At 66.5% G+C, this 26,821-nt stretch carries 20 protein-coding genes and 1 rRNA gene; 14 read left to right on the top strand and 7 right to left on the bottom strand.

Annotated features, from left to right (window positions below):
• The first annotated feature begins 19 nt into the window (after positions 1–19).
• Positions 20–2,251 carry a TonB-dependent receptor gene (locus AB4Y36_RS14620; RefSeq protein WP_368683374.1) on the top strand — a complete coding sequence of 744 codons (2,232 nt, stop codon included), beginning with the start codon at positions 20–22 and terminating at the stop codon, positions 2,249–2,251.
• A 101-nt stretch (positions 2,252–2,352) separates the two neighbouring features.
• On the opposite strand, the gene AB4Y36_RS14615 is transcribed toward AB4Y36_RS14620, so the two are convergent.
• Complete coding sequence (locus tag AB4Y36_RS14615) at positions 2,353–3,021, bottom strand: O-methyltransferase (protein ID WP_368683373.1); 669 nt, start codon at positions 3,019–3,021, stop codon at positions 2,353–2,355.
• A gap of 469 nt (positions 3,022–3,490) precedes the next feature.
• On the opposite strand from AB4Y36_RS14615, the gene bcsB reads away from it, so the two are divergent.
• The 9 genes from bcsB to bcsR all read left to right on the top strand — a co-directional run bounded on the left by bcsB (position 3,491) and on the right by bcsR (position 18,758).
• Positions 3,491–5,908: a cellulose biosynthesis cyclic di-GMP-binding regulatory protein BcsB gene (bcsB, locus tag AB4Y36_RS14610; RefSeq protein ID WP_368683372.1), complete on the top strand. Its 2,418-nt coding sequence runs from the start codon at positions 3,491–3,493 to the stop codon at positions 5,906–5,908.
• Positions 5,909–5,910: 2 nt separating this feature from the next.
• Positions 5,911–7,242 carry a cellulose synthase complex periplasmic endoglucanase BcsZ gene (bcsZ, locus tag AB4Y36_RS14605; protein ID WP_368683371.1) on the top strand — a complete coding sequence of 444 codons (1,332 nt, stop codon included), beginning with the start codon at positions 5,911–5,913 and terminating at the stop codon, positions 7,240–7,242.
• A complete protein-coding gene (locus AB4Y36_RS14600) occupies positions 7,224–11,363 on the top strand; it encodes a cellulose synthase subunit BcsC-related outer membrane protein (protein ID WP_368683370.1) in 4,140 nt (1,379 codons plus the stop codon). The genes bcsZ and AB4Y36_RS14600 overlap by 19 nt, the downstream gene beginning before the upstream one ends.
• Positions 11,364–11,435: 72 nt before the next feature.
• Positions 11,436–13,289, top strand: coding sequence for a cellulose biosynthesis protein BcsE (gene bcsE / locus AB4Y36_RS14595; protein ID WP_342949088.1), 1,854 nt, complete (start codon positions 11,436–11,438; stop codon positions 13,287–13,289).
• 9 nt (positions 13,290–13,298) lie between these two features.
• Complete coding sequence (locus AB4Y36_RS14590; protein WP_069265761.1) at positions 13,299–13,502, top strand: hypothetical protein; 204 nt, start codon at positions 13,299–13,301, stop codon at positions 13,500–13,502.
• Positions 13,499–14,332, top strand: a complete 834-nt coding sequence (gene bcsQ / locus AB4Y36_RS14585) for a cellulose biosynthesis protein BcsQ (protein WP_368683369.1) — start codon at positions 13,499–13,501, stop codon at positions 14,330–14,332. The genes AB4Y36_RS14590 and bcsQ overlap by 4 nt, the downstream gene beginning before the upstream one ends.
• Entirely contained in the window at positions 14,329–16,923 is a 2,595-nt protein-coding gene (bcsA, locus tag AB4Y36_RS14580; protein ID WP_368683368.1) for a UDP-forming cellulose synthase catalytic subunit, read from the top strand. The genes bcsQ and bcsA overlap by 4 nt, the downstream gene beginning before the upstream one ends.
• A 39-nt stretch (positions 16,924–16,962) precedes the next feature.
• The gene (gene bcsG / locus AB4Y36_RS14575) at positions 16,963–18,549 is read left to right on the top strand and encodes a cellulose biosynthesis protein BcsG (protein ID WP_368683367.1); all 1,587 of its coding nucleotides are present in this window, start codon (positions 16,963–16,965) and stop codon (positions 18,547–18,549) included.
• An 11-nt stretch (positions 18,550–18,560) separates the two neighbouring features.
• A complete protein-coding gene (gene bcsR / locus AB4Y36_RS14570) occupies positions 18,561–18,758 on the top strand; it encodes a BcsR/BcsP family cellulose biosynthesis protein (RefSeq protein ID WP_368683366.1) in 198 nt (65 codons plus the stop codon).
• Between the two features lie 210 nt (positions 18,759–18,968).
• On the opposite strand, the gene AB4Y36_RS14565 is transcribed toward bcsR, so the two are convergent.
• Positions 18,969–19,217 carry a hypothetical protein gene (locus AB4Y36_RS14565; protein WP_069265757.1) on the bottom strand — a complete coding sequence of 83 codons (249 nt, stop codon included), beginning with the start codon at positions 19,215–19,217 and terminating at the stop codon, positions 18,969–18,971.
• Complete coding sequence (locus tag AB4Y36_RS14560) at positions 19,165–20,061, bottom strand: hypothetical protein (protein WP_368683365.1); 897 nt, start codon at positions 20,059–20,061, stop codon at positions 19,165–19,167. The genes AB4Y36_RS14565 and AB4Y36_RS14560 overlap by 53 nt, the downstream gene beginning before the upstream one ends.
• Before the next feature lie 79 nt (positions 20,062–20,140).
• On the opposite strand from AB4Y36_RS14560, the gene AB4Y36_RS14555 reads away from it, so the two are divergent.
• The 4 genes from AB4Y36_RS14555 (at position 20,141) to rpoD (ending at position 24,304) form a co-directional block, all read left to right on the top strand.
• Positions 20,141–20,482: a helix-turn-helix transcriptional regulator gene (locus AB4Y36_RS14555; protein ID WP_069265969.1), complete on the top strand. Its 342-nt coding sequence runs from the start codon at positions 20,141–20,143 to the stop codon at positions 20,480–20,482.
• A 259-nt stretch (positions 20,483–20,741) separates the two neighbouring features.
• On the top strand, positions 20,742–21,179 hold the full coding sequence (locus AB4Y36_RS14550; protein ID WP_368683364.1) for a GFA family protein: 438 nt from the start codon (positions 20,742–20,744) through the stop codon (positions 21,177–21,179).
• 149 nt (positions 21,180–21,328) lie between these two features.
• Positions 21,329–21,919, top strand: coding sequence for a bifunctional 2-polyprenyl-6-hydroxyphenol methylase/3-demethylubiquinol 3-O-methyltransferase UbiG (locus AB4Y36_RS14545; protein ID WP_069265755.1), 591 nt, complete (start codon positions 21,329–21,331; stop codon positions 21,917–21,919).
• 402 nt (positions 21,920–22,321) lie between these two features.
• Positions 22,322–24,304: an RNA polymerase sigma factor RpoD gene (rpoD, locus tag AB4Y36_RS14540; RefSeq protein WP_069265967.1), complete on the top strand. Its 1,983-nt coding sequence runs from the start codon at positions 22,322–22,324 to the stop codon at positions 24,302–24,304.
• Between the two features lie 95 nt (positions 24,305–24,399).
• Here the strand turns inward: rpoD and AB4Y36_RS14535 are convergent, their stop codons facing one another.
• The 4 genes from AB4Y36_RS14535 to rrf form a co-directional block, all read right to left on the bottom strand.
• Positions 24,400–25,065, bottom strand: coding sequence for a DUF799 domain-containing protein (locus AB4Y36_RS14535; RefSeq protein WP_368683363.1), 666 nt, complete (start codon positions 25,063–25,065; stop codon positions 24,400–24,402).
• Positions 25,066–25,079: 14 nt separating this feature from the next.
• The gene (locus tag AB4Y36_RS14530; RefSeq protein ID WP_368683362.1) at positions 25,080–25,445 is read right to left on the bottom strand and encodes a DUF4810 domain-containing protein; all 366 of its coding nucleotides are present in this window, start codon (positions 25,443–25,445) and stop codon (positions 25,080–25,082) included.
• A gap of 58 nt (positions 25,446–25,503) precedes the next feature.
• Positions 25,504–26,181 (bottom strand): CsgG/HfaB family protein, encoded by a 678-nt coding sequence (locus AB4Y36_RS14525; protein ID WP_069265752.1) that lies wholly within the window; start codon positions 26,179–26,181, stop codon positions 25,504–25,506.
• A gap of 522 nt (positions 26,182–26,703) precedes the next feature.
• Positions 26,704–26,817 (bottom strand): 5S ribosomal RNA (rrf, locus tag AB4Y36_RS14520).
• Between the last annotated feature and the right edge of the window lie 4 nt (positions 26,818–26,821).

Here is a 26,821-nt window from a genome sequence, read left to right as displayed (position 1 = left end):
CTTCGCTACGACCTTTTTTATGTCCGCATCCCGTCTGCACCCGCCTTTCAATTTGCCTTCGCATTTCCCCGCTTCCCGGGTTGCGATCCTCGCCGCCATCGCCGTCGCGTTCAGCCTGCCCGCCGCGGCGTTCGCGCAAACCGCCGACGCGCCCGCCGCAGCGAGCGGCGCCGCCGCAACCGGTAGCGCCAGCAACGCCACGCTGCCCACCGTGAAGGTGCAGGCGTCCCAGGAAACGCTGCCGGGCGACCTGCAACCGACTTTTGGCGGCGGCCACGTGGCGCGCGGCGGCGATTTCGGCGTGCTCGGTTCGCAGAAGAACATCGACGTGCCGTTCAGCATGACCACCTACACCGCGAAGCTGATCGAGGACCAGCAGGCGCGCACCATTGCCGATGTGCTCTCGAACGATCCGGCCGTGCGCACCGCCTACGGTTACGGCAACTTCCAGGAGGTATACGTCATTCGCGGCTTCACGCTCGACAGCGACGATATCTCGCTCAACGGCCTGTACGGCATCACGCCGCGCCAGCTCGTCGAGACGGCTGCGCTCGAGCGCGTGGACATCTTCAAGGGTGCGAGCGCATTCCTGAACGGCGCGGCGCCCAACGGCACCTCGATCGGCGGCAGCGTGAACCTGCAACTGAAGCGCGCCGACGACAAGCCGCTCACGCGCGTGACGCTCGAAGGCAGCGCCTCGGGCGAGTTCGGCACGCATATCGACGTGGGGCGCCGCTTCGGCGACAACGACCAGTTCGGCATTCGCGTGAACCAGTACAACCGCGACGGCGAAACAAGCATCGACAGCGAAATGCGCCGCGCCAACCAGACGGCCGTGGCGCTCGACTGGCGCGGCGATAAGCTGCGTCTCGAAGGCGACTTCATGTATCAGCGTCAGCACGTTTCGGACGGCCGCCCCGTCGTCTACGTGCTCGGCGACGAGATTCCCAATGTCCCTTCGGCAACGCACAACTACGCGCAGACCTGGTCGTATAGCGACGCGGAAGACACCGTCGGCATCCTGCGCGCCGAATACGACTTCCTGCCCGGCTGGACCGCGTATGTGACGGGCGGCGTGCGCCACACGAACGAGCACGGCGAATACTTCTCGCCCTACTACACCGATCCCACGACCACCACCGGCTCGCGCCTGGGCGTCGTGCGCAAGGAAGGCGCGACCTCGGCGGAAACGGGCGTGCGCGGCCACTTCAACACCGGTCCGGTGAGCCACTTCGTAACCGCGGGCGCCTCGATCGTGCGCGTGGAAACGCAGTCGGGCTGGACGCTTTCCAATTCGTTCCCGACCAGCCTCTACAGCGGCGTGCAGGTGCCGTATCCGGCGACGGCCTATCAGGCCGGCATGGACGGCAACCCGCCGATCACGGCACTGAACCTGATGCGCAGCGTCTCGGCCTCGGACACGCTCGGCTTCTTCCACGACCGCGTGCTGTTTACGGTGGGCGTGCGTCACCAGGAGATCCTGTCGAACGGCTACTCGTCGTCGACGCTGCTGCAGACCTCGAACTACAACGACTCGATCACCACGCCGCTGTTCGGCCTCGTCGTCAAGCCGTGGGAGAACGTCTCGATCTACGCGAACCGCAGCGAGTCGCTTTCGGCGGGCGGCATTGCGCCTCAGGGCACGACGAACTACGGCGACCAGCTCGCGCCGGAGCGCACGAAGCAGTATGAAGTGGGCGCGAAGTACGACAACGGCAAGTACGGCGCGCAGCTCGCGCTGTTCCAGCTCGAAAAGCCGCAGACCTACACCAACAGCGCGGGCGCCTATGTGGCCAACGGCAACGAGCGCCATCGCGGCGTGGAAGCGTCGGTGTTCGGTGAGGTGTACAAGGGCGTGCGTCTGATCGCGGGCGCAACCTGGATCAACGCCGTGCAACTCGACACCGACGGGGGGTCGACCGACGGCAAGACCCCGGTAGGCGTGCCGAGCTTCCTGCTCAACCTGGGCGCCGAATACGACGTGCCCGGGGTGCAGGGCCTCACGCTTTCGGCACGCTGGACGCATACGGGTCCGCAGTATTTCGATGCGGCCAACACCATGTCGATCAAGGCGTGGGACACCGTGGACATCGGCGCGCGCTATGCGACGAACGTGTTCGGCCGTCCGACTACGTTCCGCGCCAATGTTTATAACCTCGCCAACAAGGCGTACTGGTCGTCGACCAACGGTGGCTATCTGACGATGGGCGCGCCGCGTACCGTGTTGTTCTCGGTGACGACGGACTTCTGACCGCCGATCGACAGCGCGTAGCTAGACGGACGAAGGGCCGGGCAGTTCATCTGCCAGGCCCTTTTTGCCTTTGGCGCATGTGTATGGGCGATCGACGTTTGCTACCCGCCCACCACCGTGATCGCAAACCCGTCCCAGCCTTTGCTGCCCACCGTCTGCACAGCCGTGGTCGCAAGCCGCCTGTCGTTTCCAAGCATGTCGAAGTAGCGACGCAAGCCGACCACATCGTCCTCGTGATGCGCGGGGTCGGCCACGCGCCCTTCGCGCACCACGTTATCGGCCACGATCACCGTACCCGGGCGCGAAAGCTGCAGCACGCGTTCGAGGTAATTCGGGTTGTTGCTCTTGTCCGCGTCGATAAACACGAAGTCGAACGGCGGCACGCCTTGCGCGACGAGCGCATCGAGCGATTCGAGCGCGAGGCCCGTCATGACCGTCACCTTCGCATCGAGCCCCGCCCGCGCGATGTTGGCCCGCGCAACGGCCGCGTTTTCCGGGCTGAATTCGAGCGACACCATCGCGCCGTCATCGGGCAGCGCGCGAGCGAGCCAGATCGCGCTATAGCCGCCCAGCGCGCCGATTTCGAGGATGCGCCGCGCGCCCTGGATGCGCGCGAGCAGATGCAGAAACTTGCCCTGATTCGGTGCCACGTTGATCGCGCGAAGGCCCGCTTTGGCGCTTGCGGCGAGCGCGCCGTCGAGCGCATCATCGGGACCGATCAGCCGCTCGCAGAACCAGTCGTCCACTGCTTGCCACGTTTGCTCGTTCATTACCCTGCTCCGCTTCTGGATCTGAGCCGCCAAGATTACCTCACCGCTCGCGACACTGCACATGCGCGAGGTGGCTGCATGCCCCATCGATTCGACGTCCTTAGTAATTGAATGGACCGGAGGGCCGGCTTTTGGCGCACCATCTCCGGCGACCGCGTTGCGCGCTCGCAACGCCACCGCCTTTCGTTGCGCGCGCAGGAATTGTCAAGCGCGCCGACCCGCCAGCCCAATCCGTGCGCCCAACTGTCAAACCGGCCGTCAGGCCGCGCCAGCCCGTCATCTGCGCGCTTTACGCAACGGGCATAAACACGTGCATTCATAGGGCGCGATCCTTGGCTCTCCGCTAAACTCCACCACACATTGACGCCGTTTCGAGATAACGCTTGGCGGCACCACGCCGCCAATAACCATAGCCGCTGTCTTTGCAAGATAAAGACAGCCACTGCGAAGAAAACAAAGGGCTGTTGCGATGCGACTCTCCGTTCAAGTTGGGCTGGGCGCGCTCGTCGCCGGATTACTGCTGGGGGCGAGCCTTTTCGCGGTGGACAAATCGGCTGTCGCCGCTACGCAGACGACAAAGGCGGCCGCGGCGGGAGCAAGCGACGTTCCCGCCTCCGCTCCCGCCGCAGCGCCAGTTGCGGCCTCCGCTGCGGCCGCTGCTTCCGCCCCTGTGACGGGGCCCGTTGTCATCCAGACGGCACCGGGCTCCGTCATTCCCGAGCCTGCCGCTTCGACGCCGCTCGGGCAGCCGCGCACGCGCACGTTCACGTTGCGCCAGATGGGTGCGTACGGGCCGATCCCCCTGCGCGGCCTCGATCCCACCGGCGGCATGAATGTAGACGTTCGCACCGACGAAGTCGTGACCAGCGCAAAGCTCAAGCTCGTCTACACCTACTCGCCCTCGCTGATCTTTTCGCTTTCGCATCTCAGGGTGTTTGTGAACGGTGAAGTCGTCGCGACGATTCCGCTCGTGAAGGAGACGGCCGGGCAGCTCGTGACGAGCGAGATCGATCTCGACCCGCGCCTTTTCACCGACTACAACCACATCACCGTGCAGATGATCGCGCACTACACGCTCGATCATTGCGAGGATGCCTATCATTCGAGCCTCTGGGCCGACATCAGCCCCGACACGTCGCTCACGCTCAACACGGCGGGCATCGTGCTGCCCGACGACCTCGGGCTCTTGCCTGTACCGTTCTTCGACCGCCACGACAATCGCCTCGTGCGCGTGCCCTTCGTACTCGCCGCCAACGCGGGCGTGCCCGTGTTGCACGCGGCGGGCGTCGTCTCGTCGTGGCTTGGCGCGCTCGCGAGCTATCGCGGCTCGCGCTTTCCGGTCTCGCGCACCGTGCCGCCCGACGCCAACGCCATTGCGCTCGTGCTGCCGGGCCAGGTGCCCGAGGGGCTGAACCTGCCGGAAATCAAGGGCCCCACGGTCTCGGTCATGGCGAACCCAGCCGCCGATCCGCAGTCGGGCCGCAAGCTCCTCGTGCTCGCGGGCCGCACGCCCGAGGAACTGCTGAACGCCGCCTACGCGGTCGCGCTCGGGCAGGCCGGCATGGCCGGCAACAGCGTGATGGTGAAGTCGATCGATCTCGGCCCGGCGCGCAAGCCCTACGACGCGCCGAACTGGGTGCCCACCGACCGCCCCGTGCTGTTCCGCGAGCTGGTGACGGACCCGCAGCAGCTCCAGGTATCGGGCTACAACCCGCCCGCGATCCGCGTGAATCTGCGCGTGCCCGCCGACCTCTATGCGTGGGCGCGGGGCAACGTGCCGCTCGACATCCGCTATCGCTACACGGCGCCTTCCGCATGGAACGACTCGGTGCTCAACGTGAGCATCAACGATCAACTCGTGCGCTCGCAACGGCTGCGTCCCGTCACGCGCGCCTCCGACGAAGCGCGTATCAACGTGCCGCTGCTTTCGGGCTCGGACACCCGTTCATCAACGAATCTGGAAATCCCCGCGTTCCGCGTGGGCAGCGACAACCAGTTCCAGTTCCAGTTTCATATCGATTCGCAGAAGACGGGGCTGTGCACCTCGACTGCCAACGATGTTGCGCGCGCGGCCGTCGATCCCGACTCGGTCATCGACTTCAGCGGCTTCGCGCACTACACATCGCTGCCCAACCTCGCCTACTTCGCGAACAGCGGCTATCCGTTCACGCGCATGGCCGACCTCTCCGACACGGCCCTCGTGATTCCGGACCAACCCGACACGAAGGATCAGGAAGCCGTGCTCACGCTGCTCGGCCACATGGGCCAGTGGACGGGCCTCCCCTCGCTGCGCCTGACGATCGTGCCCGCCAGCCAGGTGGACAGCGTGCGCGACAGCAACCTGCTCGTGATCGGTTCGGGCTCGGGCGCGCAACTGCTCGAAAAGTGGGGCAATGACCTGCCGCTTCTCATCGAGCGCGGCAAGACCGAGGTGACCACGCGCGACCAGCGCAGCGGCTGGCCCGGCTGGCTCGGCGGCACCGAGGACGAGGACCCGACGCCGTCGGGCCGCTCGATCGTTACGCTCGGCGGACCGATGGCGGCGCTGATCGCCTTCGAGTCGCCGCTGAAGTCAGGCAGGAGCGTGGTGGCGCTCGCCGCGACTTCGTCGGCGCAGTTCGGCGACGTGCTCGACGCGCTCCAGGACGGCGGCAAGATCTCGCAGATGCACGGCGATCTCACGCTCGTGCGCGAAGGCCAGGTGGAGGGCCTGCGCGTGGGCAACCGCTATTTTGTCGGCGATCTGCCGTGGTATGCGCGCGCCTGGGTGTTTATCTCGCGCTACCCGGCACTGATGGCGCTCGCGGGCATTCTGGCCGGTCTGATCGTTGCGCTCACCGTGTTCTGGGCGCTCGGCCGCATGGCCTCCCGCCGCTCCGGGACCTGACGATGCGTCCGGGTTTGGCTACGCTCGCGCCCGCTCTGGTGCCCCGGCTCATGCGCTGGCTCGCGGCGGGCGCGTTTGCCTGCGCACCGCTCGCAACATTGGCGCTGCTGATGCCGGCTGCGACAGCGCACGCGGCCGCGCCGGCCGCCGGCGCCAGCGCGAGCGCCAGTGCTGCAAAATCCGCTAGCCCCGCAGCCTGCGCGTGGCCCGCGTGGAACGCGTTTCGCAGCACGCTGCTGAGCGCCGATGGCCGCGTGATCGACGCGAGCACGCCGCGCCAGGTGACCGTTTCCGAAGGACAGTCCTACGCGCTCTTTTTTGCGCTGGTCGCGAACGACCGCGCGAGCTTCGACAAAGTCCTTACATGGACCGAAAACAATCTTGCGCAGGGCGACCTCGCCACGCATCTGCCGGCATGGATCTGGGGACGGCGCGACATCGGCGAGGACGGCAAGCCGGTTGCGGCGTCGGCAGCGTCTGGCACTTCAGGCGCCGCGCATGCCGGCGAGCCGCAGTGGGGCGTGATCGACAGCAACCCCGCCAGCGACGCCGATCTCTGGATCGCCTACACACTGCTCGAAGCCGGACGCCTCTGGAACGAGCGCCGCTACACCGCGCTCGGCACGGTGATGGCCCGCAACATCGTGCGCGAGGAAACCGCCGTGCTGCCGGGTCTCGGCCGCACGGTGCTGCCGGGACCCGTGGGCTTTACGATCGGCAAGGACGGCTGGCGCCTGAACCCGAGCTACGTGCCGCTCCAGGTCATGCGGCGTTTCATGCTCGCGCTGCCGGAGGCGGGCGAATGGAAGGCGCTGCTCGCCTCGTCGGCGAGACTCGTCAACGAGACCGCGCCCAAGGGCTACTCGCCCGACTGGGTCGAATATCACGTGAAAGGCGGCTTCGCCCCCGACGCGCAAACGCACGCCGAAAGCGCGTACAACGCTATCCGCGTATATCTGTGGGCCGGCATGCTCGCGAGCGACGACCCTCTGCGCGCCAGCACGCTCGCCACCTTCAGGCCGCTCGCGGATTTCGTCGGCGCGCACGGTTTTCCGCCGGAGCGCGTCGACACGACCACGGGCACAGCGGGGCCCAACGAGGGCAACGGCGGCTTTTCCGCCGCGGTCGCGCCGTATCTGTCGGCACTCGGCCGCAGCGATCTCGCGAACGCCCAGGTCGACCGCAGCCGCACGCTCGCGCAAAAGTCGCCGCCTGGCTACTACAGCAGCGTGCTGATGTTGTTCGGGCTCGGCTACCTCGACGGGCTGTACCATTTCGACGCGCAAGGCCGCGTTGCCCCAGCATGGACGAGCGCATGCCCCACGCCGCGCTGAACGCTCTCGTGTCTGCCCGCCGCGCCGCCCATCTGCGCAGTGCGCGCCGTGAGGCGCGGCGCGCGGCTGCGCACGCCTTGCGAGGCGAAGCGGTTTCACGCATGCCGCAACGCTTGTTGCCGAACATCGCACCGCGCCTCGTACCCAAACTCGTACCAAAACGCGTACCAGGATTCGCACCCAGACTCGCGCCGATCGTCGCGCTGCTCTTCGCGGCCTCGCCGTATCTGGCATCCGCGCAGGCGGGTCCGCAGCCGGCGGCCAACGCCGCCACGCCCTCCGCCCAGGCCGCGCAGTTGCTCTCGGCCGCACGCATGTGGGAAGGCAAGAATCGTCCGGATATCGCACGCGGGCTCGTGCAAAAAGCGCTGCTGTTCGACCCGCAGCAACCCGAGGCGCTCGCGTTGCTCGGCGAAATCGAGCTGCGCTCGAACCGCCCGGCCGAAGCCGCGAAAATCCTCGCGCAGCTCAAGAAAATCGCGCCCAATGCGAACGCAACGAAAGAACTCGACGACGCCTACCGCGTCGCCACGAGCGGCAAGATGGAGATGGCCCAGATCCGCCTGCTCTCGGCCGCCGGCAAGAGCGAGGAAGCCTCGGCGCGCCTGCTCAAGCTCTTTCCGAACGGCGCGCCCGCAGGCGATCTCGCGGGCGACTACTACCGCATCCTGGCCGGCACGACCGCGGGCCGCGCGCAGGCGATCAGCGAATTGCGCACGCGCGTGAAGCAGAATCCGAACGATCCCCGCCTCGCGCTGATCCTTGGCGACCTGCTCACCGACCGCGCCGACACGCGCATGGAAGGCCTCAACCTCATCTATCACGTGTACCAGCGCCAGGACAGCAACCGCGCGTTCGCGCTCGAACTGTGGCGGCGCGCGCTCGCGAGCGCGGGGCACGACGATCCCGCCTATTACGTGTGGTATCTGCGCTATCTGCAGGAAGTACCCGACGACTCCGACGCGAAGCAGACCGTCGCCGATCTCGGCAAGAAGCTCGGCGCGAAGGGCCAGGCGCAGGCGCAAGCCCTGGCGCAGAACCCATCGGCCGTCATTAGCGCGCCGCCGGCCACGGCCGCAGGCAACGCGCGAGCGTCAACCCAGGCGCGTGCACGGCCCCCCGGCCCCGGCGCCGCCGATCGTGCGCGCGGTCTGGCGCAACTCGATCGCGGCGATCTCAAGGATGCCGAAACCTCGCTGCAAAGCGCGCAGCGCGCGAACCCCAACGACGGCGAAACCATCGGCGCGCTCGGTCTCGTGCGGCTGCGCGAAGGCCGCCACGACGAAGCGCGCGAGCTGTTCGCGCGCGCCCTCAAGCTCGACCCGGACAACGCCGGCAAGTGGCGCAGCCTCGGAAAGACGGCCACCATCTGGGGCACCATTGCGAAGGCGCGCGAAGCCAATTCGCAGGGCAAGCCCGAAGAAGCCGAAACGCTCGCGCGCGAGGCGCTCAAGCTCGATCCGGGCAACACGACTGCCAGCGATATCCTCGGCAACGCGCTCATCGCGCAGAAGAAGTGGCCCGAAGCCGAAGCCGTGCTGCGACCGCTCGTGAACGCGCCGAAGCCCGACATGGACGCGCTGCGCGGCCTCGTGACCGTACTGCGCGAAACGGGCCGCGAAAGCGAGATCGAGCCGCTCATCGCCGCCACGACGCCGCGCGTGAGCGGTTCGAGCGCGGAGCAAAAGCAGCTGCACGCCGAACTGCTCTCGATCCAGGCGGACCAGCTGCTCGCGGACAACCGCAAGAGTCCGGCCATCGCGAAACTCGAAGAAGCCGTGCGCCTCACGCCCGACGACGCATGGACGCGTTTCAGGCTCGCGCGCCAGTACCGTGATCTGGGTCTGCCCGCACTAGGCCGCCAGGTCATGGAAGACGGCCTCAAGGTCTCGCAGGCGCCCGACATGCGCTACGCCACGGCGCTCTATCTAAATTCCGTGGACGACGTCGATGCGGCCGCCGCGCAACTCGACGCGGTGCCCGAAGCACAGCGCAGCGAAGGTATGCGCGAACTGATGGGCAATCTCGCCGCGCAGAAGAAGATCGCGCAGGCCCGCCAGCTCATCGCTCAGGGCAAGGAAGACGAGGCGCGCGCGCTGCTCGATTCCGCCGCCGCCAACGCGAACGCGGCCAACGACCCGCAGATGCTCGCCACGGTCGGGCGCGAGTGGATCGCGATCGGCGAGCCGGACCGGGGCCTGAAGCTCGTGCAGGACTGGCTCGCGGCGCACCCCGACGACCCGGCGGCGAACGGCGCGCGCGTGCGCTACGGCGAGCTGCTCGCGGCGGCCAACCGCGACGACGCGTGGGCGAACTGGATCGACGCCACGCGCGATCAGCCCGGCATCACCGACGAACAGAAGGCCAGTCTCGACGACCAGGAGCTGCGCCTCGTCGCGCGCGAAACCGGCCGTCAGATCGAGGCGGGCGACCTGACGGGCGCCCGCCATACGCTCGACGCCGTGCCGGACCGCCTCAAGACGACCAAGCGCTGGCGGCTCGAAGACGTCGATCTGCGCGAGGCGAAGGGCGACTACAAGGGCGCAATGGGCTCCGCGCAGAAGGTGCTCGTGACGCAACCCGACGACGCCGATGCACGCCTCGCCGTTGCGCGTATGCTGGAGCGCATGGGCCGAGACCGGGAGGCCGCCGACATGGTGCGCGCAGTGCTGGCCGACACCGCGGAGAACGACATCGACACGCGCCTTGCCGTGGCGCGGCGCTTCACCGCGCTCGGGCTGAACGACGAGGCTTCCGCCGTGGTCGATCCGTTGCGCGAGCAGTATCCGGACAACCCGGACATTACGATCCAGGCGGGGCGCGTTGCGCAGGCGCGCGGCAACTACAACGAAGCCGCAAGCCTCTATCGCACCTCGCGCACGCAGGAAGTGGCCGAAGGCACGCGGCCGGACGCCGACGGCACGACGTCGGCAGGCCGCGCGCTGCAGGGCCTGGAAGACCGCAAGCAGGGGCAGGTCGCGACCGGCTGGTATCAGTCGAACCTCTCGGGCGACCCCGGCATTTCCGAGCTGCACGCCACCGAAGTCCCGCTATACGTTCGCATTCCTGATGGCTATACGGGCCACTATTTCTTCCACGCCGATACGGTCTATCTGAATGCGGGCACGCTGCCCGGCAACGACCTCGACATCGCGTACAAGTACGGCAAGATCGCCGCGCTCGGCAACGCCGGGCTCGGTTCTGTCAACGAGACCGCGACGGGCGTCGCGCTCGCGGCGGGTTACGAGTTCAGCGGTGCGAACAATAGCTGGCGCGCCGACATCGGCAGCACGCCGGTGGGCTTCCCGATCACGAGCGTGCTGGGCGGCATTCAGTATCGCCACGACTTCCCGAGCGGTTCGTCGCTCTCGCTCGACGTCTCGCGCCGCCCTGTGACCGCGAGCCTGGTTTCCTATGCGGGCGGCATCGATCCGGTCACGGGCGAGAAGTGGGGCGGTGTCGTGCGCAACGGCTTCACCGTGCGCGGCGCGCAGGACTTCGGGCCGGGCACGATCTTCACGAGCATCGGCTTCGGCCTGCTGACCGGCACCAACGTGGAGACGAACCAGGAGTTCAAGGTTCGCAGCGGCTACGACTGGTCGGTGTTCAAGCGGCCCGACCAGATCGTGTCGAGCGGCCTCACGCTCAATTACTGGAAGTACTCGAAGAACGAACACAACTACACGTTCGGTAACGGCGGCTACTACAGTCCGCAGAGCTATTTTTCGGTCAGCATTCCGCTCGACTGGACCGGACGCTACAAGAAGCTTTCCTGGGAGATCGACGGATCGGTGGGCATGTCGTTCACGAACGAGAACGAGTCGCCGTTCTACCCGACGCGCCCAGGCCTGCAGGCCCAGGCGCTCGCGTTCATGAGCGCCAACGACCTCGGTTCGCCGTTCTTTGGCGGCGGCTCGGGCGGCGGCTTCAGCTATGCGGTCGAAGCGGCGGCCGAATATCGCGTGACGGAGCACTTCGTGGTGGGCGGCCGCTTCCGGCTCGACCGCTCGCGCGACTATGCGCCGAACGTAGGCGTGCTTTACCTGCGCTACTTCTTCTCCCCGCAAAAGGGTCCGGTGCCGTTCCCGCCGCGGCCGGTCGTCCCTTATTCGGCCTACTGACATGGCCACGGAGCGAGCGCGCATGACGACGATGAAAACCGCGACGATGAAATCCGCGAGACGAGCAATACGATGAACGATCCCGCCACCCTTTCCGCTGCGCCCGCCGGCGCCGGCCGCGATACGCGCCGCTCGCTGTTCTCGCGGCTCGCGCGCCGCGAGCCGCTAGCGATCGACGGCCTGCCGGCCTCGCTCGCTTCGCTCGGCGCGGGCCAGGTGCACGTGGTCTACGCGAGCGCCTCGCCCGCGCGCGACGCGCTGTTCTGGCAAACCGCCGCCGCCGCGCTCACAGGTCCCGCCACCGTCCTTTCCACGCGCGACGGCGCGAGCCTCACGGCGGCGCTGCGCGATCAAGGCGTCGATCTCGACAAGAGCGGTTCGACGCATGCATGGGCAAACGTCTGCGCGCTACGCACACTGCCGGAGCGCGACGGCGCGCAGGTGCTGATCGAAGCGCTCAACGCGCTCGCCGGGCAGTGCGCCGCGCCCGAAAGCCAGTTCTTCATCGAAGGCGCGGAGGCGTTCTTCAACTGGCAGGACCCCGCCGCGCTCGCAGCTCAGGGCGCGCAGCTCGCGGGCTGGTGCGCGCAGCATCGTTACGGCGTGCTGATGGTGGCAGCGCCGCCCGGCCTCGGCGACGATCAGGAGCATCCCGAACTCGCCGCCTTCCAGGCGCGCTTCGCGGGCGCCGCACAATTGCACCAGGTGCAGGGGCAGTATCACTGGGAAGTCGCGTTCTGGCGCGCGGGCGATGCCGTGCACGGCAGCCGGAGCGTGCCGCTGCGCTTTTCCGCCGCCGATCACCGGCTCACGGTTTCCGGCGGCACCTTCGAAACCGAGATCGGCGAGGCGGGCTTGCTCGCACCCGACGAAGGCCGCGTGATCGTTTCGCGCGACGCGATGTTGCACGAGCGCGTACTGCCGCCGGCCTGGCAGATCGTCGATAACAACGAGGCCGCCGTGGCCGCCGCGCGCACTTCGGTCGCGGCCACGGTGATTCTCGAATTCAGCGTGAACCGCGACCTCGAAATGCTCGCGGAGCAGGTGCACACGCTGCGCCTGCAGTGCGGCGAAGCGCTCAAGATCATCGTGCGCGAGGACGCCGTGGCCATGCGCTACGAGTCGCTCATGCTGAACCTGGGCGCGAACCGCGTGATCGCGCGGCAGACGCCGCTCGCGCAGGTCGAGGCCATCGTCGACAGTCTGCAGGGCCAGGTGTATTCGCGGCCCATGCCCGCCGACTATCGTGCGGCGCTCGCCGCCGTGGTGCATGGCGAAGAGAGCGGCTACGTGGGCGCGGCACACTTCGTCGAACTCGTGCGCGCGGCGGTGGAGCGCAGCCGCGTGATCCAGCTGCCGAGCGTGCTGATTCGCCTCGCGCTGATGCCGGAAGTCGCGCACGTGGATGCGCTCAAGGCGTGCCATCTGCGCCGCGCGGGCGACATCGTGACGGCGAGCGGCGACAGCCTCTACGTGTTCTTCTTCGCCTGCCGTATGAGCGACGCCGACGCCGTGTGCCGGCGCGTGTTCCAGCGTTCGCTCGCGGAGCTGTTCCAGGGCGAGGAGCGCTACGGCGACGGCCGCGCGATCGCGGAGGCGCTGGACACGCTCGGCGAGGAAATCGACACCACGCCGCCGCCCGACTATTCGGGCTGGCTCGCGATCAATGAGGGGCAGCCCGCCGCGCCCGCGGCCGTCTCGGTGCAGGCCAACGGCCAGACCGTGCCGCCCGCGGCGGCTTCCGCGATCGCATCGGGCTCAGCGACGGCAGCCACGACAGAAACCGCAGTGCCGGAACCCGCAGTGCCCGTCAACATCGCTCCCATAAACGGCGACCTGTTGCCCGCGCTCGACGCCGCCGCGCGCACCGACAACGCGAAACCGCGAGCCGCGCCGCAGCGCGCGCCGCTGCCGCTCAAAGCATAGGAGAGCGACATGAACATCTTCCTCGGTTACTTCGTCTGGGGCTTGATACTGGCCGTGCCGCTCTACTGGATCGGCTGGCGCCTGCGGCTCGCGCGCTTCGTGCCCATGTGGCTGCGCCCCGCGCGCTCGCGCCCGCTCCAGCTCCCGCCGCAGGTCGACGCCCTGCTGATTCGCGGCCAGCGCCGTTTCAGCCAGACGGGGCCGCGCCGATGAAGACCATCGCCATCGTCTCCAGCGTGGGCGGTGCGGGCCGCACCACCCTCACCGCCGCGCTCGCCGGTCTGCTGGCGGCGCGCGAACATGTTGCGCTCGCCGCGGAATGCGACCCGCGCAACGTGCTGGCGCTCCATTTCGGGCTGCGCGAGAGCGCGCGCGAAGGCCTCATCACGCATCTAGCGGGCGGCCCCGGCGCCGACGACGCCTGGTCGCGCGCCGCGCTGCAAAGCGACGACGGCGTGCTCGTGCTGCCGTGGGGCAGCCTCGCTGACGGCCATGCATCCGATGACCCGCACGACGACGACGCCTGCGCCCTGCTCGACGCGCGCCCCGGCTGGCTGCGCGAACTGCTCGCCCGCGTGGACCTGCCGGCGCAGACGATCGCGCTCGTCGATGCGGGCACGTGGCCCTCGGCGCACGCGCGTCAGGCGATCGACGCCGCCGACCTCGTGCTCGGCGTCCTCACACCCTGCGCCGCCGCCTGCGCGACGCTGCCGCGCCTGATCGCCGCGCTCGTGCGCGCACAGAAGCGCAGCGTGTTCGTCGCCAATGCGGTCGTACCCGCGCGCCAGTTGCACATGGACGTCGTTTCACTGCTGCGCGCGCGCCTGGGCGCCGCCATGCTCCCGTATCTCGTGCATGCGGACACCGGTGTGCCCGCCGCACTCGCCGCGGGAGAAAACTTCTGCCTGAGCGCGCCCAGCTCGCAGGCCGCGCACGACCTTCACGGCATCGCCTCGTGGCTCTCGCACTGGAGCACGGGTGCGAGCCTCGATGCGCCCGACGAACTGCTCGCGCAACACGTCGCGCGCGGGAGCACGTCATGATCCGCGAGCGCATCGCTGCCCTGTGGACGGCGTTCTGGTTGTCGCTGCGCCGCGCGAGCGCGCCCGAGTTCAATCTCGCGCCCGACGCGCCGGGTGGCCAGTGGCTGCTGCGCGCCTTCTTCCGGCCGCCGCGCCCGGGCCAGCGCGACGTGCCCGCGCTCGCCTTCGCGCGGCTCGGCAAGGACATCCGCCAGCGCCTGAACATCGGCCGCGACCGCACCGCTGGAGCGTGGCTCCTGCGCATCTTCCTGCGCCCGCGGCGCCCGCGTCAGCGTCTCGCCGCCGATCTGCGCAAGCTTCACAAGGCGCCGCAAGGACACCATCGCTTCGCACTGCGCGCGTGGCTCGACAGGCGCCTCGAACCCGTCTATCGCCGCGCCTCGCGCGCGAGCGCGGCAGTCGGCGCGCGGCTGCCCGACGTGCCGTGGGAAGGCATCGAGCAGCACCTCGAAAAGCTTTCGGCGGCGCTCGACAGCGTGCCCTACCTGCGCCAGGGCCTCCTGTGGCTCGCGTTCGTCGCGGCTGTCGCCGTGTGCACGACGCCGCTGCCGTTCGCCGGCCAGGTGCTGCTGTTCCTGCTCGTGTACGTCGTGGTGATGATCGCGCGCCGCCTGCCGGGGCGCCTCGCCACCATGCTCATGGTGATGCTGTCGATCCTCATGACGGGCCGCTACGTCTGGTGGCGCAGCACGCAAACACTGCATCTTTCGAGCCCTGCCGAGGCCATCGTCGGCTACATCCTCTACGCGGCCGAGCTTTACACGTGGATCGTGCTGATCTTCGGCTACGTGCAAACCGCGTGGCCGCTGCGCCGCAAGCCGCAGCCGCTGCCCGACGATCCGGCCGACTGGCCGACCGTCGACCTCTACATTCCGACCTACAACGAGCCGCTTTCAGTGGTGCGGCCAACCGTGTTCGCGGCAAGCTCGATCGACTGGCCGCGCGACAAGCTGCGCGTCTACATCCTCGACGACGGCGACCGCGACGAATTCCGCGACTTCGCGCGCGAGGCGGGCGTGGGCTACCTGCGCCGCGACGAACACACGCATGCGAAGGCCGGCAACATCAATCACGCGATGCCGCTCACGCAGGGCGAGTACATCGCGATTTTCGATTGCGACCACATCCCCACGCGCTCCTTCCTGCAAACGACCATAGGCGTCTTTCTCGCCGATAAGAAATGCGCGATGGTGCAGACGCCGCACCACTTCTTCTCGCCCGATCCGTTCGAGCGCAACTTCGACACGTTCCACCGCGTGCCGAACGAAGGCAGCCTCTTTTACGGGCTGATCCAGGACGGCAACGACTTCTGGGACGCCACGTTCTTCTGCGGCTCGTGCGCGGTCATCAAGCGCTCGGCGCTCGAGCGCATTGGCGGCATCGCGACCGAGACCGTGACCGAGGACGCCCACACCTCGCTGCGGCTGCATCGCCACGGCTATACGTCGGCCTATCTGCGCACCGTGCAGGCGGCGGGCCTCGCCACCGACAGCCTCGCCGACCACATCGGCCAGCGCATCCGCTGGGCCCGCGGCATGACGCAGATCTTCCGCGTCGACAATCCGTGGATCGGCAAGGGACTCTCGTTCTTCCAGCGCATGTGCTACAGCAACGCCATGCTGCACTTCTTCTACGGCTTCCCGCGGCTCATCTTCCTCGTGATGCCCGGCGCGTACCTGTATTTCGGACTGCACGTGATCAACACGCCTGCGCCCGTGATCCTCGCCTACGTGGTGCCGTATCTGGTGATTGCCGCGATTGCCAACTCGCGCATCCAGGGACGCTACCGGCACTCGTTCTGGGCCGAAGCCTACGAGTCCGTGCTCGCGTGGTACATCGTGCTGCCCACCACCATGGCGCTCATCAATCCGAAGCTCGGCAAGTTCAACGTGACCTCGAAGGGCGGCCATATCGAGCACGAGTATCTCGACTGGACGATTTCGAAGCCCTACCTCGTGCTGCTCGCGATCAACGTGTGCTCTGTCCTCGCCGGTATCGGCCGCCTCACGATCTGGCGGTCAGACGAGCCCGCCACCGTGTTCATGAACCTCTTCTGGGCCGGCGTGAATCTCACCATTCTCGGGCTCGCGCTCGGCGTGGCCAAAGAGGCGAAGCAGGTGCGCGTGGCGCACCGCATTCCGCTGCGCGTGCCCGCCATGCTCACGCTGCCCGACGGCCGCACGCTCGCGTGCAAGACCGAGAACTATTCGATGGGCGGCCTCGGTCTCATGCTGCCCGCCGACGCCGTAGCGAAGCTCGAACCCGGCGAGCGCATCAACGTGACGCTCGCGCGCGGCGTGCTGGAGCACGATTTCCCCGCCGTGGTCGCGCGTCTGGCCGACCGGCGCCTCGGCGTGCGCTTCGTCGGCATGACGATGGAGATGGAGCGCAAGCTCGTGGAATGCACGTTCGGCCGCGCCGATGCCTGGCTCGAATGGGAGGACGTGCCGCCCTCCGACGCGCCGCTGCACGGCCTCATTCAGCTGATCGAGCTGAGCTGGCAAGGCTACATGCGCCTCATCGACGCGTTCTTCGACGCGCTGGAAAACTTCTTCACGCGACGCCGGGCCGGCCAGGTCCGCCAGCCCTGATAACCGGAACCACCGCTACACCCTGGAACGCGAAACACTATGGGTCTCTGGAATCTCTACTTCCTCGCCAAGCTGTACCTCTACTCGATCGGCACGCTCAAGCCCGAGTGGTGGATGAACTTCGCCTTCGTCATCCTGCTGCTCGTGCCGCTGCACAGGCGGTGGCTGCGTATCGCGCGCGATGGGATCGCCGTGATCGTGGGCATCGCCATTGCGTACCACGAGTCGAGCATGCCCGACATCGGCCGGGCGATCTCGCAGATCCCCGTGCTCCTCACCTTCACGCCCTCGTACATGTTCGAGCTCACTCGGCGCGTGATATCGCTGTCGATGGCCGTGTCGGCGGTGATCGCCGTGCTGCTCTACTTCCTCATCAACCGCTGGGTGCGCGTGACGACGCTCGTGTTGATCGCGCTCGTCGTCATGCCGGTCTGGCAGGGCGTGGGCTCGTTCGTGGCGAATGCGACCGCCAACGCTTCACTCGCCAGCAACGGCGACGAGGACGGCGGCACCGGCAAGAAGCGCGACGAGCAGTCGGGCAGCTACGACCAGCAGCTCGCGGCGTTCCGCGCCAACGAGGAAGGCCGGCACGTGAGTTTCACGCCGCTCACCACCGATGCGAACGCGCAGTTCGACATCATCATGGTGCACATCTGTTCGCTCTCGTGGAACGACATGGATGTCGTGAAGATGCGCAACAACCCGCTCTTCTCGCGCTTCGACTATATCTTTCAGAACTTCAGCTCGGGTGCCAGCTATAGCGGGCCCGCCGCGATCCGCGTGCTGCGCGCCACCTGCGGGCAAGCGCCGCACAAGGCGCTCTACGACCCCGCGCCTGCCGAGTGCCACCTGTTCGCGCAGCTCGCGCAGGCCGGCTACACGCCGAACGCGCTGCTCAACCACAACGGCCGTTTCGACAATTTCCGCAGCACGGTGATCAGTGAAATCGGCGTGCCGGGCGTGACGATCCCCGCGAACGAAGGCTTCCCGGAGTTCATGAAGGAGTTCGACGGTTCCGCGCTGGCCGACGACTACGACGCGCTTTCGCGCTGGTACAAGCAGCGCATTGCCGCTGGCGGCGGGCCAGTCGCGCTCTACTACAACACGGTCTCGATGCACGACGGCAACCGGCTGCCCGCGCCGAACGACAAGCTCACGAGCCTGCAGTCCTACCCGATTCGCCTGCAGCGGCTGCTCGGAGACGTCGACAAGCTGATCGACCTCGTCGCGCAGTCGGGCCGCAAGGCGGTGATCGTCTTCGTACCCGAACACGGCGCGGCGCTGCAGGGCGAAGAGAACCAGATTGCCGGCATGCGCGAGATCCCCACGCCGAACATCGTCCACGTGCCGGTGGGCGTGAAGGTGGTGGGGCTGCCGGCCGGCAGCGAGCACACCGGCGGCGTGACGACGATCGACACGCCCACGAGCTATCTCGCGCTCGCGCAGCTGCTTTCGAATCTCGTGGCGCACAGCCCGTTCGCCACCGGCGCGCCGCCGCTCGCGCAGTATGCGAACAACCTGCCGCAGACACGCATGGTCGGCGAAAACGAAGGCACGGTGACGATGACGACGCCAACCGGCTATGTGATCCATACGCCGGACGGCGTGTGGGTGGAGGGCAAGTGATGGCGATGCGCTTGTGGGGATCCAGCCGGCGTTCGCGCAGTGGTCCCGCGCTGCCGAGCGATATCGACGCGCTCGCGCGTCTCGTCGAGGGCGTGGACCGCGACCGCTATCTCGACGTTCAAGCCGAGGACGCCTGGCAGGCGGCCGCGAAGCGCTGGCCGCTGGTGGCGGCCGTGCTGCAGTTGCCGGTGGAGGCGGAAAAGGGCTGAGCTCGCGCGCGAACTCGCCTCTGCGGCGCGCTCAGAAAGCGCTGCGCTCCACGCGTTGCGCGAGGACGCAGCGCTCCAGCGGCATGCAGGTCAGCGGACGGCCCATGGGCGCGAAGTCGCGCCGCGCGAATGCCGCGGGCTCGGGATGGTCGCCAGCGTAGCGGGACCCGTACCGGTGAGTGCCGCTTCGCGGGTCATTGCGCCAGTTCCTCAGTGATCCTGATGATCCCTCATCTGACGCGTTTGTACGTCAGTCACCGAATCGAACAACGCCTCGGCACGCGCCAGTTCGTCCAGCGCGTGATCGAGCCGTGATTGCGCGGCGCCATAGGCGAGCGGCGCGGCCACGTGGTCGTGGGCCTCGGCACGCAGGGCGCGAAATGCCCGGTCGACGTTGCGGCTCGCCTCAAAAAAGCGTTGCGCGGCCTCGGCCTCTTGTGAACGGATGTGAATCGCCATGGAAGAGTTCCATTGTGAGCTGGGTCCAGTCTCCCGCCCGGGAGACATGGCGCGTTCTTGCGCCGCCAAGCCGTGAAGACGCCGTGTGATCGGCAGGCGGCACGTCGAAGAGATCGCGCGTGACGCCGCGCGCCTGCTGCGCGCAGGCTTCGCTGCGCACGCGTTTGGTGAGATCTGTGTAGGTGTCGAAGTCGCCCATGCGCGATGCCTCGTGAATGGCCGCGAGGTCGCGCGCCTTGACGAGCGTGGGCTGTGTGAGTCGCACGAAGTATGGCGCCTCCAGCTCCGCCGTGAACACGAGAGGATGGCTCTTGCCGCCCGCCTGGGCGGCGCGCTCGACGCAATCCACCACCACCGTGCCCTGCGAGCGGCATGGCGGTTTCGCCGTGCTCACGCTGCGCAGCCGCTCCGGAACCACCCGCAGTGAGCTGCCGACGCTCAGTTCGGTTGGCGAGACGCACACGAGCGCGTAGTGATGCTCGCGTGCGGCGCCCGAGGGCAGCGTGGCGCTGCTCGTAACGAACACATGCTGCGGAAGCTGGCGCACCTGACCGCTCGCGTCGACCCACGCATTCCAGACGACCACGCCGGCACGCTTGCCGCGGTTGTCTTGCATGGCGCGCGGGCGGCTTGCCGCCGGCGAAAACAGCGCGAGAAGCGAGCCGGTGCGCAGCGCGGCGATTTGAGCGCTGTTGCCAAGCGACTGGCCGATGCCCCACAGGAAGCGCCCTCCGCCCTGCCGACGCTCCCACTCCTTGCGCAGGATCAGCGTGGGGAGATCCACGCCGGCCTCTGGCCCGATACGGGACCAGCAAAACGTGGGCGGTAGGTGTTTTAGTGCCATCGACTTCCTCGGAATGCAGCCGCCCGCCGATTTCGGCGAGCAATTCAATAACCGTTACTGTATAGGTATAATGCATGACATGGAAGCCCCAGATACTCATTTTCCGGTGCAGGAACTGCTGCGGCGGTTATCGGACGATTCACGCTCTGCCAGCGAAATTGCGCGGCTTTCCGGAGTCAGCCAGCCTACTGTCTCGCGTCTTCGCACGTCGAACGGGCGGCGGGTACGCCGGAGCGCATCATTCAATAAGCTATGCAGTTTCTATGGTGTGAAGGCGCTGCCGTCCAGCCGGCACGCGGCTGCCTACAACGAATTGCTGCGCAATGCGATCGTCGAGGCGTGGGACGGTTCGGAAGAGCACGGCCGCGCGCTGCTTGTCGTCATCAAGGGATTGAAAGACTTGAGGGAACGGGGCGCGTAGATTCGCCTGGATGGGTTGGGGCGGTGCGTTTTGCGCGGGGGCGCCAAAGGTAACCATCCATGGGAAATTCGGCGTGCATTTCGGGGCTACAGGGGCGCCACGAACCGTGCGGAGGCCATGACTGGCCGGCCAATCCCCATATGTGGTGACCTTTGCGTTATCCTGCGCCGCGGGCAACTCAAACGTATGATGTGAGTGCGCACACCGCAGCCGCCCGATCGCAATGTTCGACACTTGCCACCAGAGCACCGCGCCCATCATGTCCGCCGACACTGCCCCCGCCCACACGAATGCTCCCGCCACGCTGCGCGGCCAGTGCCTTTGCGGCGCCGTGCGCTATGCGGTAGCCAATGCGTTCCGCTACGCATTCAATTGCCACTGCTCGCAGTGCCGCCGCGCCACGGGTTCCGCGTTCAAGCCGTTTGCGGGCATCGAAAGCGAGGCGCTGCGACTCACCGAGGGCGCAGGGCAGACGCTGGTCTACGGCGATCCGCAGGCCGCCCACGACATCCATTGCGGCCGCTGCGGCTCGCTGCTCTATTCAGTCGTGCGCGAAGGAGCGTATGTGCACGTGACGCTCGGCACGCTGACCGATCCGCCGGCCATTCGCCCCGCCGGCCATATCTTCGTGCGCTCGAAAGCGCCGTGGTTCGAGATCGCCGACGCGCTGCCCCAATACGACGAATTCCCGCCCTGACGACGCTGCGTGCAGCGTGGCCGTCGCGCGGCGCCAGCGGCGAGCGTGGCAGCGGCCATACCGGTATCGCCGCGCGACTGCCTCTCGTTGCGTCGATCGGCTAGTCTCGAAGCGTCCCTTCCTCTTGTCACAGGAACCGCGAGCCCCATATGGACTCCATGACGATCGAGACGTACACGAGTGGCGCCGCAAACTACGCAGCCGAATGGGCGAACCAGTCTGCGCCCGACGACCTCTATGCGCGTCTCATGCGGTATTTCCGGCCCCACGGAAGGACCGTGGATATAGGCTGCGGGTCGGGCCGCGACGTGGCATGGCTGAACGCCCATGGTTACCCCGCGACGGGCTACGACGCGTCGGAGGGTCTGATCGCCCGCGCCACCGCTGACCACCCGCAGTGCGCTTTCGGTCTGGCCACGTTGCCCGAGCTAGAGGGCGTGCCCGCCGCGAGCTTTGACAACGTCCTGTGCGAGACCGTGATCATGCATTTGCCCGTCGCGCAGATCGGCCCGGCCTGCCGCCGCCTCGTCGAACTGCTCGAGCCGGGCGGCGTGCTCTATCTGAGCTGGCGCGTCACCGACGGCGACAGCGCGCGCGACCCAGCGGGGCGTCTATATAGTGCGTTCGATCCGGCGCTCGTCACCAGCCAGCTCGAGGGCACGACCATCGCGCTCGACGAGGAGGCGGTCAACCGGTCCTCCGGCAAACGCGTTCAACGCATTGTCGCGATTCGCGCGTGAGCGCTGCCACGCATGGCGACCGGACAACGGGGAATATCAACGTGCCATAGGCCAGGCGAGTGACAAAAACGTGAACTTCTCACTTGAAAAATGGTCTAAGGGACTCATGTAGGAAATATGTAAGGTGAAGCGCTACCCAAACGATACGACCCTGAAGGCGGTCAATGTGCCGCAAACACGACGATTCAGGTTGCCTCGCATGCCGTAACGCACTACCATACGCGGTCTTTCTGCATTGCACGAAAATCCAGGCTGCCACGTCGTCAGACGTTTGGCGCTCGCTTGGCGGGACCGGCATGCGCCCCCGCCCACTCCCCTGCAATTTCGTCATCGCCAGGACGCCACGCCGCTGGCGCGTGACCCTTTTTGCCCTTGTCGGGCTATCCCTTCGAGGAGAATGTATTGACAAGCCATGACCGGGACGACGCGCTGACCTCGTCTGCCCGCCCCGCACGCCGCTCGTCCAAAGACAAGACCGGCGATACGACGCCCATGGACGCAGGCTCGCAACTCGAAAAACGCCAGCATCAAATGCGGGCGCTCATCAAGCTCGGCCGCGAACGCGGTTATCTGACCCACGCGGACATCAACGACCATCTGCCCGACAACTTCGCGCAGACGGCCGCGCTGGAAACGATCGTCGCCACGTTCAACGACATGGGCGTGCAGGTGTACGAGCAGGCGCCCGACGCCGACACGCTGCTCCTGAACGAAGATTCCCGCGCCGACCAGCAGGCCGACGACGAAGCCGACGAAGAAGTCGAAGTCGCGCTCTCGACCGTCGACTCCGAATTCGGCCGCACGACCGACCCCGTGCGCATGTACATGCGCGAAATGGGCTCGAGCGAGCTGCTCACGCGCGCCGGCGAAATCGAAGTGGCGAAGCGCATCGAAGACGGCCTCCAGGAAATGATCCAGGCGATCGCGGCATGCCCGTCGATCGTCGCGACCATCCTCGCCGACGCCGACCGCGTCGCGGCTGAAGAGATGCGCATCGATGAACTCGTCGACGGCATCGGCAGCGACGAAGCGGCGCAGGAACCGGCCACGGCGGCCGACGCAGACGCGAGCGAAGAAGTCGAAGCCCAGGCATCGGAAGAAGAAGAGTCGGACGACTCGAGCGACGACGAAGACAGCGACGCCGACAACAGCAAGGCGAACGAAGCCCTGCTCGCGCAACTGAAGGCAGACAGCCTCGCGATCTTCGCGCGCGTTCGCGCGCTGTTCGAACAGATGGCCTGTACGACGGACGCCAATGCGCGCGCTACGGCCCTGGAAATGAAGATCTGCGCCGACATCCAGACGGAACTCGCGCCGATCCGCTTCACGGCCCGCACGATCGACCGCCTGTGCTCGCTGCTGCACGAGCAGGTCGCGCAGATTCGCGCGATCGAGCGCAACGTGCTCTCCATCGTCGTCGATCGCTGCGGCATGCCGCGCGAAGCCTTCGTCGAGCAGTTCCCGGGCCACGAAACCGATCTGGACTGGGGCGTGCGCGCCGCAGCCGCGTCGAGCAAGTACGGTCCGTCGATCGAGCGCAGCCTGCCGGCTATCCAGGCGGAGCAGCGCAAGCTCGCCGAGATCGAAGCGGCCGCATCGCTGTCGCTGCAGCAGATCAAGGCGATCAATCGCCGCATGACCGTCGCCGAATCGAAGATGCGTCAGGCGAAGGGCGAGATGGTCAAGGCCAACCTGCGTCTCGTGATCTCGATTGCGAAGAAGTACGTGAACCGCGGCATGCAGTTCCTCGACCTGATCCAGGAAGGCAACATCGGCTTGATGAAGGCGGTGGACAAGTTCGAATATCGCCGCGGCTGGAAGTTCTCGACGTACGCGACGTGGTGGGTGCGTCAGGCCGTGACGCGCGCGCTCGCCGACCAGGCGCGCACGATCCGCGTGCCGGTGCACATGATCGAAACGATCAACAAGCTCAACCGCATTTCGCGCGAGATCCTGCAGCAAACGGGCATGGAAGCGCATCCGGCGGACCTCGCCGCGCGCATGGGCATGACCGAAGAGAAGGTGCGCGGCATCCTCAAGATCGCCAAGCAACCGGTCTCGCTCGAAAGCCCGGTAGGCGACGACGGCGACGCGACGCTCGGCGACATGATCGAGGACGCAGGTTCGGCCTCGCCGGCTGATGCTGCGATTCACGCGAACATGCGCGCTGCCATCGACGAGGCGCTCAAGGCGCTCTCGCCGCGCGAAGCGAAGGTGCTGCGCATGCGCTACGGCATCGACACGACGTCGGACCACACGCTCGAAGAAGTGGGCAAGCAGTTCGACGTGACGCGCGAGCGTATCCGCCAGATCGAAAGCAAGGCGATGCGCAAGCTGATGCACCCGAGCCGCGCAGACAAGCTGCGTCCGTTCCTGGAGCGCTAAGCGGTTTTACTGCTGCGCTCCGTTGAGCTGGATTGAAAAAAGCCCGTCACCTTCCGGTGACGGGCTTTTTCTTTATGCGGCGCGAGCGCCGCCGGTCAGTCCGTGCCGTATTTCGGCGAGTGCGGACCGTAGAGCAGGCCCGTCGGCGGCCCCGCGTGCAACAGACGATAGCTCGTGACACCTGCGATATCGTGGCTCTTGTCGGTCAGCGAATTCGCGACCTGCTTGATTGCCGCCACCACCAGCATGCCAATCAGGCCGCCGCCACCGCTGTTGTTGCCTTCGTTGCTGCTGGCGCTGGCCGCGCCTTGCCACAGCACTTTGCCGGATTTCAGATCGACGAGTTTCGCCGTCGCCGTCACCACCGTCGCGCTGTCGATCACACGATATTGCGTCCCGAATTGCGTGATCTTCGAGTACACCACCGCATCGGCGCCGAAGATCTCGCGCAGCTTCTCCGGCGGGGTCTGCTGGATGTCGCCTGCCGTCGTCAGTCCGTTCTGCTTGAACGTCTCCTCCATGACCGCGACCGGAATCACGTAGTAGCCCGCCTCGGCGAGCGGCATCGTCATCTGGGAGAGCATGCTGTTCGATGCATTCACATCCGTCGTCGCGTTGTCGGGCGGCAGCACGAGGATCGAGCGCGGGCGCGCATTCTTGAACGCCGTGTAATCCGCGTGCTTGACCGGCTGTGCACAAGCGGCCAGCAATGCGAGCGCGGACAGAGCCAGCCAGAGCTTGAGAGTGGAAAATCTGGACATATCGGTACGCTCGCTTATTGTTGTTTCGGTTTCTTCATGAGGAAGTCCATATAGGTCGACGACTCCGGGAAGAGGTGCTTCTCGGCGTCGAATTCCTGCATGGCTTGCGTGTCGTTGCCGACGTTCGCGTAGAGCATGCCCAGTTGCGCGTGGAAGCCTGGCGGCGGCGTGTTGCCCTTCGCGCGGATTTCCTGCAGCGACTTCTCAAGCGCATCGATCTGTTGCTGCGGTGCCTTCTCGCCCTTCAGGTAGTCGTAGACCCCGGGCTGATAGCCGCTCCACTGGTAGAGCGGCGGCGTGGTGTTCGCGCAGCCTGCGAGCAGCAGCATTGCCGCCGTGATGGGCAGGCAGAGCCCCCGAAGCGTGCCGATGTATTTCATGAAAACCCCGTATGAGTAGTTGTTCTGATTCAGCGTGACGCGCGGCCGACGTAGGCGGTCAGTGTGCGGAGCGCAGTGCGCCCGCGTCGACCTGGTCGGCCAGATGGTTGACTGCTTCCTGGATCGCGAGCTCGAGCACCTTGCCATTGAGCGTCGAGTCGTAGCTCGCGGTGCCGCCAAAGCCAATGATCTCGCGGTTCGAGAGGCTGTACTCGCCCGCACCCTGCGCCGAAGCGACGACTTCCGAAGTCGTGGTATCGACAACGTTGATGCTCACCTTCGCGTAGGCGATCTGGTTCTTTCCGCTGCCGAGAATGCCGAACAGCTGGTGATCGCCGACTTCCTTGCGACCGAACTCGGTGACGTCGCCGGTAATGACGTAGTTGGCGCCCTTGATCGCCTGGGCCTTCCTGGTGAAGCCCGCTTCCTGGCGGATCTCGTCAAGGTTGTCGCGATCGAGCACGCTGAAGCGGCCGCTTTGCTGCATCGACGTGATCAGGATGGTCTTGGCCTGCCCGCCGAGCCGGTCGATGCCGTCGGAGAAGATGCCGCGCATGTAGCTCGAGCGATTATCGAACTTGCCGACTGCGATCTGCACCGGCTTACCGACGGGCGGGCGCTGCGCGCTGGTGACAGGCGGCACGGGCAGCGAACGCGACGATTCGGTCGCGCAACCGCCAAGGGCTGCGATGGTGGCGGCGGCGAGAAGCGCACCCCACGTCTTGGACGACTTCATGAATTCTCCTTGTTGTCAGGGCAAAAGAGGCTGGACAAGGGAGATCGGCGAGATGCGGAGCCAGACGGCGGCGGCGTGCACGCGGAGCACGCAGGGCGTCCCCGCAAGCGTCGTTGCGGCGGAGATAGAGGGCGCAGTGCCTCGCTGCGCGCGCAAGTCATTCCATCGGTCGTGCATGTTTCTCGCTTCCCGCACGCGAGCGCATGCGCAGAAGCTCCCCGGTTTTTATTCGTGTAGCGTGTGATCTTTAGTTTGTAGTTAATGACTACACACGCGTCTATCGGCCGGATTAGGGAAAAACTTTAGGAAAGCTGCGATTTAATGCGAATTAGATTTTTATTTGCGCGACTTCTGAGGCGTATTGACGCACGCATGAAATGCTATTTAAAGCGATTTGGAGATTTTCGCTATCGACTGCGAATAAGTCAGGTCGCAGAAAATGATCGTTCTTTCTGGCGCCCAAACGCCAGAACCCCGGTTCTCTTTCGGAGACACCGGGGTTCTGGACTTGCTGCATAAGGAGCCTGACGATTACCTACTTTCACACGGGCAATCCGCACTATCATCGGCGTGGAGCTGTTTCACGGTCCTGTTCGGGATGGGAAGGGGTGGGACCAGCTCGCTATGGTCATCAGGCTTG

Source organism: Paraburkholderia sp. BR10936 (assembly GCF_040965735.1).
Taxonomy (GTDB): Bacteria; Pseudomonadota; Gammaproteobacteria; order Burkholderiales; family Burkholderiaceae; genus Paraburkholderia; species Paraburkholderia nodosa_A.
The sequence above is the reverse complement of the archived record's forward strand: the minus strand, read 5'-3'. Positions and strand labels throughout refer to the sequence as shown.